9 protein-coding genes are annotated in these 13,014 nt (G+C 56.9%); 8 read left to right on the forward strand and 1 reads right to left on the reverse strand.

Going from position 1 to position 13,014, the window contains the following annotated elements; translation table 11 throughout:
• The first annotated feature begins 72 nt into the window (after nucleotides 1-72).
• The 7 genes from ACQY4Y_RS01115 to ACQY4Y_RS01145 all read left to right on the forward strand — a co-directional run bounded on the left by ACQY4Y_RS01115 (nucleotide 73) and on the right by ACQY4Y_RS01145 (nucleotide 8,959).
• Entirely contained in the window at nucleotides 73-957 is an 885-nt protein-coding gene (locus ACQY4Y_RS01115) for a thioesterase domain-containing protein (RefSeq protein ID WP_428488733.1), read from the forward strand.
• Nucleotides 958-1,059: 102 nt separating this feature from the next.
• Nucleotides 1,060-2,046, forward strand: coding sequence for an NAD-dependent epimerase/dehydratase family protein (locus tag ACQY4Y_RS01120; RefSeq protein ID WP_428488734.1), 987 nt, complete (start codon nucleotides 1,060-1,062; stop codon nucleotides 2,044-2,046).
• Nucleotides 2,043-4,157 carry a GumC family protein gene (locus tag ACQY4Y_RS01125; RefSeq protein ID WP_428488735.1) on the forward strand — a complete coding sequence of 705 codons (2,115 nt, stop codon included), beginning with the start codon at nucleotides 2,043-2,045 and terminating at the stop codon, nucleotides 4,155-4,157. The genes ACQY4Y_RS01120 and ACQY4Y_RS01125 overlap by 4 nt, the downstream gene beginning before the upstream one ends.
• Nucleotides 4,157-5,425 carry a glycosyltransferase family 4 protein gene (locus ACQY4Y_RS01130; protein WP_428488736.1) on the forward strand — a complete coding sequence of 423 codons (1,269 nt, stop codon included), beginning with the start codon at nucleotides 4,157-4,159 and terminating at the stop codon, nucleotides 5,423-5,425. Before ACQY4Y_RS01125 ends, ACQY4Y_RS01130 begins: the two co-directional genes overlap by 1 nt.
• A 39-nt stretch (nucleotides 5,426-5,464) precedes the next feature.
• Nucleotides 5,465-6,631 carry a hypothetical protein gene (locus ACQY4Y_RS01135; RefSeq protein ID WP_428488737.1) on the forward strand — a complete coding sequence of 389 codons (1,167 nt, stop codon included), beginning with the start codon at nucleotides 5,465-5,467 and terminating at the stop codon, nucleotides 6,629-6,631.
• Nucleotides 6,632-6,929: 298 nt separating this feature from the next.
• Nucleotides 6,930-7,628: an alpha-1,2-fucosyltransferase gene (locus ACQY4Y_RS01140; protein WP_428488738.1), complete on the forward strand. Its 699-nt coding sequence runs from the start codon at nucleotides 6,930-6,932 to the stop codon at nucleotides 7,626-7,628.
• Nucleotides 7,625-8,959 carry a hypothetical protein gene (locus tag ACQY4Y_RS01145; protein ID WP_428488739.1) on the forward strand — a complete coding sequence of 445 codons (1,335 nt, stop codon included), beginning with the start codon at nucleotides 7,625-7,627 and terminating at the stop codon, nucleotides 8,957-8,959. Before ACQY4Y_RS01140 ends, ACQY4Y_RS01145 begins: the two co-directional genes overlap by 4 nt.
• On the opposite strand, the gene ACQY4Y_RS01150 is transcribed toward ACQY4Y_RS01145, so the two are convergent.
• Nucleotides 8,939-10,303 carry a hypothetical protein gene (locus ACQY4Y_RS01150; RefSeq protein WP_428488740.1) on the reverse strand — a complete coding sequence of 455 codons (1,365 nt, stop codon included), beginning with the start codon at nucleotides 10,301-10,303 and terminating at the stop codon, nucleotides 8,939-8,941. The genes ACQY4Y_RS01145 and ACQY4Y_RS01150 overlap by 21 nt on opposite strands.
• Before the next feature lie 562 nt (nucleotides 10,304-10,865).
• On the opposite strand from ACQY4Y_RS01150, the gene ACQY4Y_RS01155 reads away from it, so the two are divergent.
• Complete coding sequence (locus ACQY4Y_RS01155; protein ID WP_428488741.1) at nucleotides 10,866-13,010, forward strand: hypothetical protein; 2,145 nt, start codon at nucleotides 10,866-10,868, stop codon at nucleotides 13,008-13,010.
• Nucleotides 13,011-13,014: the final 4 nt, after the last annotated feature.

Consider the following 13,014-nt stretch of genomic DNA (forward strand, 5'->3'; position numbering starts at 1 on the left):
AGCGATATGGCGAGGCATCGTCCCATGCGGGAGGATTTGCAGCAGACCGTTCGATGGGACTAGGAAACATCCATGACGGGCATGCAGCTAGACGATGTGTCTGGCTGCGATGTTGCAGCTCAGGCGTGTCTGCGAAAAGCCGGCTTTGAAAAAGACAAAAATCTGACAGTGTTCCTTTTGCCGGGGTTGAGCGGGGATGTGGGAGAGTTTTCCTCCCTGCTGTCGCCGCCAGATGCGTCACTGCACTTTGTGCCCATACACTATCGCCATTGGTCGAGGTTGCGCTCAGACGCGAATGAACTCGACCGGCTGGTCGCCGACTGTGTGGGTCAAATTGAGAGCTATGGCCCGCGCGCGAAGGTCTTTCTGCTCGGCTATTCCTTCGGTGCGCAGATGGCCTGTGACGTGGCGCGGGCGATGATTGCCTCGGGTCATCGGATTGGTTTGTTGGGACTGATTGATGCGCCTGCCCGCCCGCAGGTCGTCACGGTTCCCGCATCTACCGCGGAACGCCTGCATCGGCTCATCCGGGGGATCCGGCGCGGTGAAACTGCTGACCAGTTGGCCCGCTTCTCCGCGGGGGCACTGTTCCGGCCTCAAGCCAAGCGGGCGCGAGCAGTGTTCAAATGGTTACATGGTTTTGGATTGTTCCCGCGTATGCTCAATCGTATAGATTTAAATATACAGATGCGTTTCCATCTCATTCTGCTAAACGAATGGCTAGCCCGCATGGCCAGTTTTGATGATCGGCTCCTATGCCCAACTACGCTTTTCAGGGGCTCAAGCTGGCCGTTGGGCGCGGACGCCGATCTCGGCTGGACCCGCTACCTGGGGAAATTGCGCGTAGTGACGATATCAGGCGACCACGGTGACGTCTTGCAGCCGCAAAATGCGGAACAAATAATCTCCGAGATCACGGCAATAATATCAAAAAGCGACGGAGTTCTGCCCCACTGATTGGGTACACTTGTATGTGAATAAACTGGTTGTTTGTTGTCAAAGGACCAGACCACACCTAACCAATTCTAGAGTTTAATAGCTGGGACTGGAGCACGCTTTATGACGCGCGTTGCTGTTGTGTGTGGGGCTGGGGGATTTATCGGCGGCCATCTTGTTAAGCGACTGAAGCAAGAAGGGTTCTGGGTCCGCGGTGTCGATCTCAAATACAACGAGTACGCCGCTACGGAGGCCGACGATTTCGTCATTGGAGACCTCCGCGACGGGGTGTTTTGCCGGTCGGTTTTCGATCGCCGTGTGGATGAGGTTTATCAGTTGGCGGCCGACATGGGGGGCGCCGGCTATATCTTCACGGGCGAGCATGATGCCGATGTCATGCACAATTCAGCCACGATTAACCTCAATGTCTTAGATGCGTGTTACCGTCGGAATGCGGGGCGGATCTTCTATTCATCATCCGCATGTATATACCCCGCTTATAACCAGGAAGATCCCTCGAATCCGCTGTGCTCCGAAAGTTCTGCCTACCCCGCGGCCCCTGATAGTGAGTATGGTTGGGAAAAACTGTTTAGTGAGCGGCTTTATTTCGCGTACCGCCGTAACTACGGCATGCAGACCTTTGTTGCCCGATATCACAACATTTTCGGGCCCTATGGTACTTGGTCCGGTGGCCGAGAAAAGGCACCGGCGGCGATCTGCAGGAAGGTGGCAGAGGCGCGAAATGGCGGCGAAGTCGAAATATGGGGCGATGGTGAGCAGACCAGATCATTCCTCTACATAGATGAGTGCATAAACGGAACGACAAATTTGTTGCGGTCCGGTTTTCCAGGTCCCGTCAACATCGGATCGGAAGAAATGGTCACCATCGACGGGCTGGTTGATATTGTGTCCGATATCGCCGGGAAGAACGTGGTGAAAAAGCACATCACCGGTCCTCAGGGGGTGCGCGGGCGTAACTCCGACAACCGCTTGATCAAGGAAAAGCTGGATTGGGCTCCAGAACGATCGCTACGATCCGGGCTGGAACCGACGTACGCTTGGGTTGAACAGCAGGTGCAGCGGAACTACGCGCCTAAGAAGGCCGCGTGAACGGGTACGCGATCAGTGTGGCGGCTCTGCCCGCAATTCTTTCGCGGCGAAAATGGTTGATTCTGCTATGCGGGCTGCTAGCCAGTGCGCTCGCGCTCGGTGTTACCAAAGTTATCCCTGACAGCTACGTAGCAGAGGGCGCACTCATCATCGATACGCCTCGGGTTGGGCCGATGGGGTCTGCTGGCGGCACCGAGGGTGTTACGCTGACGCAGGCGGAAATCCTCCGCACCCAAAAGGATGTTATCCGCTCGCGCGGTTTGATCGCGCGTGTCGTCAACAGTCTCAATCTTGACAAAGCCCCGGGCCTTGCTGCCGGCGAACGCCTCCCGTCTGTGCTGACCGGCTTCAAGACGGCGGCGCTTGAGGGAGCCCATTATCTCAAAGACTTTGTAGACGGTGGCAGTCGACCTGATGACGCGTCGAATGCGCGAGTCGACGCAGCGATCCAGTACGTGTCAAAACACCTCCAGCTCGAGAGCAGCGAGGAGAGCAGTGTCGTATCGTTGCAGTTTACAGCAGGAACACCCGATCTCGCGGTGTCCGTGCTGAACGCGATCATGAACACCTATATCGCGGACCTCGGCAACGCGAAGCGCCAGGAGTGGACTGCGACAAATCGGCTTATGCTCGAGCGCGCCGCGGCGATCAAGGTTGAAGCCGATGATGCGAAAAAGCACCTCGAAAGCTTCCTACGGCAGCACGGTCTTCCGGAAGTGCAGGGCTCATTGGGACCAGCGCTTCAACTAAGCAAGAACCAGGATCAACTCTCCACCGCGCAGGCCGATCTGGCCCGCAAGCAGGCGAAGCTGGAAGTTCTCACGCATTTCGGCGCCAGCAGCCTCCCGGAGGTCCTCGATTCGCGAACCATACAGCGCTATCATGATACTGAATCAGAGGTGCTTGGTAAGTTGGCCCTGTTCGGTCCGTTGGATCCGCGGCGTAGACCGTTGAACTCCGCACTGCTAAGTATTCGGTCACAAATCAAACGTGAAACCGACAAGTTCGCGTCATCGATCAGGCGTGACGTCGATATCGCCAGTGCCAACGTAAAGCATCTGGAAGCGGCGGTCGCGTCCGAATCCTCTGCATCACAGGCTTCGTCGGTTGCCGCAGTCACGCTGGCCAGCCTGAAAAGCGATGTCGAAGCGAAGCAACAGATGTATATCGCTTTCCAGAAGAGCGCGGCTGACCAGGTGTTGAGGCAGATGTCGCAGTCACCCCTCGCGCACATCTTGTTCCCCCCGGCTCACATACCCAGACGACATCTGGGCTTTCCGGCGCTTATCCTGGGGTTCCTGGCCGGAATACTTTTGGCCAGTGCTGCCGTTGTGCTTCGCTACATGTTCAACTCCACCATAGGTACGGCTATGGATCTGGCCATCGCGACGGGCCTTCCAGTCGCGGCAAGTCTGCCTGCGATCAAGGGCAGAATCGGCAACGGTACAATCAGCTACCTACCCGCCTTCGCTGAAACCCTTCGAGCCTTGGGCGTTTCGCTGCATCCTATGGCGCGGGACGAAGCGGAAATCGTGCTTGTCACATCCAGCGAGGTTGGTGAAGGCAAGACGACACTCGCAACTACGTTGGCCGAAACTTATGCTGGAGACGGCTTCCGTGTGCTTCTGATCGATGCCGACCTGCGCAGACCTAAGGTATCAAGGATCCTCGGACTGCAACCAACTCAGACCCTGGAATCCGTGTTGGCAGGCAAGGTGCACTGGTCCGAAGCCGTGGTGCAGTGTCCATCGTCCGGATTGCATTGTTTGCCGGCAAACGGGAGTTCGAGAAACCCGATAAGCGCAATCAACGCCCCGCACTTCGCCACGCTGATCGGGGAGAGCAAGCAGCGCTACGATTACATCATTCTCGACAGCCCTCCTGTCTTGCGAGTAGCGGACCCGTTGATATTGGCGAGATATTGCCGGCACATCCTATTGATCGTTCGTGCCGGCTTCACCCGGGCAGATCTTGTGAGCCAAGCGATGGAGCGGTTTACGACCGAGGATCGTCCGAAATTGCGTGCGTTGCTGACCCGGGTCAAACCTCAGGACCTCGATAGCGGCGGTTATTATGGCGGCTACGACATGCCCAGGCTCGAGGCAGCCTAATGCGTATTCTGGTCCATGATTACGCCGGACATCCATTTCAGGTGCACCTCAGCCAGCGACTGGCGATTCGCGGACATGACGTGACGCACGTTTATTTCAGCGAAAACCCTGGCCCTAAGGCTGACTTTAAGCATATGACGGACGAGACGCATCGGTTGCATATTGAAGGGATCAGCATCGGAAGAGGCTACGATAAGACTTCGCTGATTCGGCGGCGCTTTAACGACCGTGAATATGGACGGCGAGTTGCAGCCGTTATCGGGAGCATCCGGCCCGACGTTGTGATCTCGGGAAATACCCCAACGGAGGCACAGAGCCAGATCCTGAAGATCTGCAGAACGATGCAGGTTCGCTTTGTCTATTGGCTTCAAGATTTCTATAGTATTGCCGTCACCGTGCTGCTGCGGCGGAAGCTTGGCATGTTGGCGGCGCCGATTAGCTGGTTGTATCGCCTTCTCGAACGGCGGCAGCTGCGAAATAGCGACGCGGTGGTGGCGATCAGCGACGATTTCGTCCCCCTTGCTGCTTCCTGGTCGGGCAGCAGAGCAAAGGTTACTGTCATCGAAAATTGGGCGGCGATCGGTGACTTTCCGTTTCTCCCTAAAGTCAATGCATGGTCCAGCGAGCATGAGTATCAGAGTTCGGTGAATTTCACCTACTCGGGCACTCTAGGCCTTAAACATAAGCCCGAGCTTTTGGTCGAATTGGCAGCTCAAGATTGGCCGGACACTTCGGTGGTTGTGGTAGCCGAAGGTGTGGGTGCGGACCACCTCGCCCTTGCACGAAACGCCCGTGGTCTTCGGGGACTGAAGCTTTTACCGCTGCAGCCAGTGGAAGACCTACCCCAGGTGCTTGCAGCGTCCGACGTGCTCGTTGCCACCATCGACAGCGAGGCAGCGAGCTTTGCAGTGCCTTCAAAGGTGCAGTCTTATCTTTGCGCGGGACGGCCGATCCTGCTGGCGGCCCCGCGGGGGAACCTTGCGTCACGCACGGTGGTGCGTGCGAACGCCGGCATCGTTGTGGCACCAGACGATATCAGGGGGTTTCTGGCTGCGGCTGCAAAACTGCGCGCCGATCCTCAGCTTCGTGCCGAGCTGGGAGCCAACGGCAGGGCCTATGCCGAGCGGGTCTTCAATCTGGATCGGATCGCTGATACCTTCGAGGAGGTATTGTCGGGTGCCGCGGGAAATAACAGGTCTGGCAAGTCGCGTGCAGCGTACGGGATCGGGGCGATTGGAACCGCGTCAACGGCACCGCAGATGCGATAGACCAGGGCGCGTCTCGGCCCGGGCAGGTTAGACCGGAACATGTTGGATCTCACTTGCAAAAATGCCGGACAAGCCGTCATACACGTCACCTACTTCGCAAATGACCTTGCTGATTCGGCGGTGGCACGGCGCGTACACATGCTGCAGATTGGCGGAGCTACTGTTACATTGATCGGGTTCCGGCGCACGGAACATCCAGTCCAACAGGTCTCTGGTGCCGAGGCTATCGATCTTGGCCGAACCTTCGACGCCCGGTTTCTGGATCGGGCGGTGAAGATCCTGCGCCGTTCGCTAGAGGCAGGGCGCTGGAAAGATCTGGTGGTGCGTTCGGATGTTCTGCTGGCGCGGAACGTTGAGATGGGGGTCGTAGCTGACTCCGCACGAGCCTGGTCGGGTGCAAACGTCAGGCTTGTTTACGAATGCTTGGACATACATGGATTGCTGTTGGCAAGCGGGATACCCTCGGCGTTACTCCGTTGGTGGGAGAAAAGGCTTGTACGCAGGTCCGCTGCGCTGATAGTCAGTTCCCCCGGTTTTCTAGTGAACTACTTCGAACGTCTAGGATTACGGCTGCCAACAGTTGTCGTGTCCGAAAACAAACTAATAAAAACGGCCGCGGATCTGCAGCGCCCAGCACCTGATATGACCCGGAACCGCGCACCGTGGAGAGTGGGCTGGTTCGGAAAAATCCGTTGTGTCCGGAGTTTCTATATCCTGAAGGACCTTGCTCGGCGCCATCCCAATCTGATTGACGTCGAGCTGCGTGGCCGGCCAACCAGCGCGTTGCAGGCACTTATTGCCGCGAATCTGCCACTTAAAAACATGCGCTTCGGTGGCCCATACGCTCAGTCCGAATTGGCTTCGATCTACGAAACATGTCATCTCGCCTGGGCAATCGACTTTTGGCAGCAGGGTCAGAATTCGGATTGGTTGCTCCCAAATCGTATATACGAAGGCGGTTTTTACAACTGCCCTCCCATTGCGCTCGCCGGCACGGAAACCGCCCGCTGGTTGAAGGATCGCGCCGCTGGCGTAATCCTGCAGAACCCCGAGGAAGAGCTTGAAGCTTTTGTTACTAAGCTCACGGCGGATCGCTACGGAGAATTGAAGCACGCCGTTGCTGCGATACCGACAACAGATCTTGTGCATACGGTTGAGCAATGCGAGCGGTTCGCTAAGCTGCTTGCCGGCAGACCGGTTCAGTGACCGGGTGGCCCGCATGGGCGGCGCTTATCCGTTCTGGCCGGTCAACCTCATGACCTGACAGCCAAGGGCATCTATGCGCGAACGTGCAACTCCCTGGATATATCCAAGTCTGCCGGGCGGTCCGGACTACGGTATCATTCGGATCGCCGGGGCCGGTATCGGGAACTGTCTGTACGTATATTTCCATGCGGTCGTGATAGCCAGGCAAGCGAACGGCCGGTTGATCGCCCCGACGTGGTCTTCAGTTAAGATTGGGCCACTGCTACGCATGGAAAGAAGCCTGCGAAGATATGGGACGATGTTTCGTGCCCATCCTGATGAGGTGGGCGGCCCGATGAAAGCCTTGCGTCTGGCATCACTGTGGCCCGGACATACCCGTATTCAGCTTGGCACCAGGCAACTCGTCAGCGCCCCCCGTGCGGGGCTAACGATCGTGCAGGCTACAGAATTTTCGTTCGAGGGGCTTCATCAGCATCGCGGTATGATCCGTGAACGGCTGCTGGAAATCCTGACAAATCCACCGGTTGTACGCCCAAACTGGGGATCTGGGGACTACGCCGCGGTGCACATCAGGCTGGGTGATTTCGTGCAGGTGCAGCCTGAGCAAATCATGACCGGGACAGTGCCGAACATGCGCATCTCATTGGCTTGGTACGACCGGGTCATCCGTCGGGTGCGCTCGGTTTTTCCCGATTTGCCGATCCACATCTTCTCCGATGGCAGAGAGGACGAACTGGCTGACATATTGGCTTTGGAAGGTGTCCGCCTGCGGCGTGAGCCGACAGACATCGGCGACCTGCTGGCGCTTGCGCAGGCAAAGCTGCTGATTGGATCAAATTCAACCTTCTCCCGGTGGGCTGCCTTCCTCGGCGATATGCCTTCCATCTGGCTGAAAACAAAGATGCCACCGGAGCAACCCACGAGTGACCGGACGGCGATCCATTATGTCGCAGATGACTGTGACGTGATCACCCGAGAATCGGTGGCTGTGACGTGATCAACCGTCTTCGCCGCGCCAACGCAGAGCAGCGAAAGCTGCTTTTTTCTCTTGGGACGAATTTCGCGACCCGAATCCCCGGCTCGATCGGTGTGTTGTTTTTTCTGCCGCTTCTCCGCTCCGGATTAGGAACGGAAGACTATGCCAAGTTGCTGGCAGCTTCGGCTTTAGGCATTGCCGCGGCTTTCCTGTCAGGTGGGTTCAATGTCGTGGGACGCCGGCTTGTCGGAGAAGCATATTCGGCCGGCGACAGGAGAGGCGAGGCTGCGGCCTTTGCCAGTCTTTCGGTCGCGAACGGTGTCTCTTTGCTGTTTGCCTTAGTTGTCATCATCATCTACTGCGTGGCGGTCGGGGCCGGGGCTGCATATTTGATCGCCGCGGCTTTACCCGTAATCGCTGCCTTTTTCAATACGTTCGACAATGTTCGATCAGCCTATAATGAACATTACGTTACGGCCACGCTATTGATTATCCTGCAAGTGATTGCGTATTCGTTCGGATTTCTGGAGCCGTATACACGACAAAACCTTGTCGTGAGCGGTTTTGTGCTCAACAGCCCCTACTTGTTCGCCAGTTTCTTTACGTTGGTCTTGCTGCTGCGCAAACGATCCTATTTGATCGGAGGCAATTGGAATTGCACTTGGCGTATCATCCGCGAGGGGACGGTTTACGCGCTGGCCGACGGGTTGCTGACGACCACACTAAGTCTGGCGGTCGTGTGGTTGGAGACGGTGGCCAGCGCGCAGACCTCGGCATGGTTCGCAACACTCGTCCGCCTGTTCCAGATTTTCCTGGTGCCGGTCATTCTTCTGTTGATACCGCTGTCGAGCTATATCCGCGTTGTCTGGAACACCAGTGGACCGGTAAAGCAGCAGGCGTTCGCCAGCATTACGCTGATGATGGGGCTTGGGTATGGAGTGCTGGTCGGAATCGCCCTGCTGTTCGTATCCCATCTCTACATTGGCGGCGTGCTCCATTTATCGGCGCCGAAAAATCTGCTGCACGTCTTGCCCTGCTTTGTGCTGTTTGCGGCGATCGTTGCGTACAGGAGTTATTCCTCGATTGCCTATCTTGTTTTTGATAATCCATCGCATCTTTCGTGGTGGACAACCCTCGCGGTGATCACGGCGGTGATCATTGGTACTGCTTCCAGCCTTGAGATTGATGCCCTCGGGGCCATCAACGTCTATGCCTTTTTGGCGGGATTGTTGATGATCGGTGTTCTGTTATGGAACGTGGCTCGATTCATTCGATTATCACGCTCCCGAGCGTTGAGCGAAGCCATAGATGCGATCAAAGCGCCAAGTTTTTCAATATCCAAGTCCGGATGAACAGGGCGTTCCGGGCAGAGCGCGGACGCCGACAACCTTCGGTTGGCGCGATGACCGAGTGCTGCCTGAGGGAAGCCCGGTCGCCCCTCGGCTTAGTGGAACAATCATGCAGAAAATGAGGGCAATGAATTGAACGATGATCCCATCGAGAAGATAGCCGCCGGTAAAATTGAATATAATCGAAAGCGCGATTGCTAACGGCAGGTTATACGACCTGGAGACGGCCATCAGATACAACGCAACGTAGAGGATGGTGGTCAACAGGCCATACTCATTTATCAGCTTGAGTACCGGCCAGGGATTCCCCAGCGAGGTGGTCGTCGATCCGGCGCCGGTTCCGGCCAGGAAATAAGAAGGATCGAACAGCAGTTTGATAAAATATTGGGCCGGGATCCAAATCCGGCCACCAGCACTGCTGGTCGTATGATGGAGTTCATTAACGCGTGAAAGAAGTGGAAGCGGCACGTCCAGCGTGACTACAGCCAAGAGGGCGATGAAAGCGGTAACGACTACAAGCAGAGCGACCGGCAAGGCTTGCCGGGCGAGCAGAAACGGCGACGCGATTAAAAGCATTGTCAGGCCCGTGCCGCCCATGCTGAAGGCGGTTGCAGCGATCATCAATAAGGCGTATCGAATGCGCTTGAAATAGGTCAGCTCGATAATCGCGGCCGACGCAGCGAACAAAGATACAACCGAGGGTTCGAGAAAAAAGAACCCATTGGGGCGTTGGAATGTCGAGTTCCAGGGGTAATGTGCGTCGTAGAAAAAGTGTTGCAGCAGAACCGATTTCGGCAACAGGCGGTTCATGCTGATGGGATCGCTGAGTCCTGTCATCTTTTGGTAGAAGTATTGAATAAACACGATGAGTGCCGGAATGATCATCATGGCGACAAAGCGCTTCAGTAAAAGCCGATATGCAGACTCGGACACGAATGACGTGACCGTCAGAAAACTGTAAATAAGCAGCAACTCTACGATGCTCGGAATTGAAAATTTAGCGCCGGAAATCGCCTGCGAAAGAAGGCAGCTGCCCGCGAACATCATGTAACAGCAGAGCCGCAAAGGGGCGAACTGCATACGTCCGGTGAGCAACATGAACCCGACATGGCCGAGCATTAGCAGGATGGGCAGGCTGATCTGAAAGGAGAGCGGTCCGATCGCCAGTTTTTGGAGGTAAACGACAACGAACAGCTGCACAGTCCCGAACTGTATCGCGGCATGATCCTCGTTCATGCCGATCGATACAGGGCTTTCTGACCGGCCACCGCTGTCAGGCTGATCCCTGACGGCACGGCGCGGTTGGGTTTTGAAGCGAGCCGAAGCCAGTGCGCCAAAGGTTGTCAAATACCGTTCCGATTTTACCTAAGTTGCGGTTTTGTGAAAGCGAGGGCAGGCGCAGCGACATCTGTGTGACACGCTCTTCGTACCACACAACCTTAATGCTCTGTCTTTGAAGGCGTTTGATTCTACAACCTATCTGGCCAGAACGAAAGCCGCCCAGTGCCAAAGGGTATAAAAGTCTGTCCGGGATCGAGCCTCAACGGATTGACGCTCATGCCAACCGCTTCCTCGCCGAATTCTGGGTGGCATGATTGTGTCCATTTCTTTCCCGGATGGTAACTGTGCCTCAGATCGACCACGCTGTCTCAGTGACAAAAGTGCAGTTCGGCGGCTCAATACTCGATAACCCCTCAGGTCTGGATGCGATCCGACCCTATTGAGCAATGATGTCCATCTGTTTCAGATTAATACTGCAGTAACACCCTAGTCTTGGCTCAACTTTACAAGCAGCTTCGCGCAGGCGCGGGGCGAATCTTAATTACGTTAAGAAATTGTCAATCTCTCGCCGGCTACACATCCCCCGGTATTCACAATTCCGGGAGTTTTTATGTCAAGCACTCAGACGATGGCCACTCCGGCGGTAGCCGCAGCAGTCGGCTACGATACCGAAACTTTTGGGCCTGCGGTAACGGTCGGCGGCAACTGGCAGAAATTCAACTTCTTTGGCGTCGACCCCGGATCCATTCCCGTCACCCAGAACGCTGACGGGAGCGTGACTATCAGCCCGGGCGGAGATGGTTACGGTGCGCAGCTATCAACCGCATCGGTCGGCACGACGCCAACCAACTGGACCGGCGAGGCGTTCGGAGGGGGCGCTTATTTCCAGGCCACCATGTCGTTCAACGGCCCGGCATCATTCTGGGCCAACGACGTTGAGAACATGGCGACCGGCAGCACCACTGGACAGCCCACGACCCCGTCCTGGATCGAAGCAGACATCGCTGAATTCGATAGCACCGGCGTGTATGGATTTGCGCTGCACAACTGGACCTCGACGGCAAATGGCGGCCAGGGGATCAGTACGCTGAACTCTGGTTCACCGGTATTTCCGGCTGGCGCTAATTACACGGTTCCGAACACTTACGGCCTTCTGTGGATCCCGGCGACGGCCACAACGCAGGGTTACGTTAAGTGGTATTTTAACGGTCAGCAGATTGGAAACACCATCTACTGGAACCAATTCAATCCGAACGAGCCGGCTAGCGCCAATCCGTATAGTGTCATGGACAGCCGGCACATGGCCTTGATTCTTGGCGCCGGGAGCAGCACGCCGAATACCGTTTACAACGTAGAGGTCTGGCAGGCATCGGCTGCGCACGACATCTCGACGCTGCCGACACCCACACCTGTGCCAACCCCCGCGCCAACACCAACCCCCACGCCAACACCAACTCCGGCTCCGACACCAACGCCAACGCCAACCAAGACGCCATCTGCCAACGACACCGTGGTGCATGCTGGTTCCGCCGCCGCGGTAATCGATGCAAGTGGCAACGCTTGGACGATTACGTCGGGTGGTCAGGTCGCGATCAACGGGACGACCGACACGACGACCGGAAAGGTGGTCGAACTGGCTTACGTCAGCGGCGTAGTCTGGCAAGAGAACAGCGATAACTATTGGTGGGGCAGAACCAGCCCAACCGCGCCTTGGTCGCCCAGCGCCGGCACCACCGCGAGCCCGCTACCCGCTGCAACGGTTCCAACCCCAACGCCTGCCCCAACACCTAACGAGCTCACGCCGACCTCTGGTGGAACACTCTCTGACGCCGCGGGAAACAAGTGGACTCTCACTTCTGCCGATGTCGTCCAGAAGAATGGCGTGGCTGTCCCCGGCGGCGCTGGCACAGCGGCATTCGCGATCGTGAACAATGTGCTATACGGTCAAGACGCGACCACGAAAGCCTGGTATACCTACTCCATCGCCAGTCAATACTGGTCGAGTTCGGCCGCACCTTCGGTAACGCTGATTCCCGCAGGGACGCCCACACCCACCCCAACACCCGCACCCACGCTTACGCCGGTGGCAATCCTTAATGAACTCACGCCAGCTTCCGCGGGAACCCTCTCCGACAACGCGGGAAACCAGTGGACACTCACTTCCACCGGGGTCGTGCAGGAGAACGGTACGGCAGTCCCCGGCGGGGCCGGCACATCAGCCCTGGCAATCGTGGGCAATGTCACTTACGGCCAGGATGCCAATAGCAAGACCTGGTATTCCTACTCTCCCACCACCCAGTTATGGTCGGGATCGGCCGCCCCTCCTACGACGCCCACGGTCACTCTCGCCGCGACCCAAGCCGGCGCCACGGTCAGCCAGAGCATGGTCTCGATCATCGCAACATCCGGCAACCATATGGTGTTCATCAGCGGATCGGGTGACACGGTAAACCTCTCAGGGGCTACCAATACGATCACCGATACCGGCAGCGGCAACACCTATATCCTCCCGACCGCCGCCAAAGGCTCCGATATCTTTGCCAAGAACGTGCTGACGGACGGTGATACGTTGGACCTGCGTTCTGCACTGGCGGCAACAACGTGGAACGGATCCGCTTCAACACTGACGAATTACCTTACGGTCACCAACCCGTCGCAAGGGACTGTGCTGTCTATCGCATCGACCTCCGGCGGACCAAGTGTCGCCGTAGCGACCATCAATGGCGCGACCGGCACCACCCTGACCAGCCTGCTGGCTCATGCTCTAACCTGACGTT

The organism is Rhodopila sp., assembly GCF_965277165.1.
Classification (GTDB): Bacteria; Pseudomonadota; Alphaproteobacteria; order Acetobacterales; family Acetobacteraceae; genus Rhodopila.

Bases quoted from the DNA above. Each gene is read 5' to 3' on its own strand.
- ACQY4Y_RS01115 (WP_428488733.1), top strand. From the start codon at position 73: ATGACGGGCATGCAGCTAGACGATGTGTCTGGCTGCGATGTTGCAGCT.
- ACQY4Y_RS01120 (WP_428488734.1), top strand. From the start codon at position 1,060: ATGACGCGCGTTGCTGTTGTGTGTGGGGCTGGGGGATTTATCGGCGGC.
- ACQY4Y_RS01130 (WP_428488736.1), top strand. From the start codon at position 4,157: ATGCGTATTCTGGTCCATGATTACGCCGGACATCCATTTCAGGTGCAC.
- ACQY4Y_RS01135 (WP_428488737.1), top strand. From the start codon at position 5,465: ATGTTGGATCTCACTTGCAAAAATGCCGGACAAGCCGTCATACACGTC.
- ACQY4Y_RS01140 (WP_428488738.1), top strand. From the start codon at position 6,930: ATGTTTCGTGCCCATCCTGATGAGGTGGGCGGCCCGATGAAAGCCTTG.
- ACQY4Y_RS01155 (WP_428488741.1), top strand. From the start codon at position 10,866: ATGGCCACTCCGGCGGTAGCCGCAGCAGTCGGCTACGATACCGAAACT.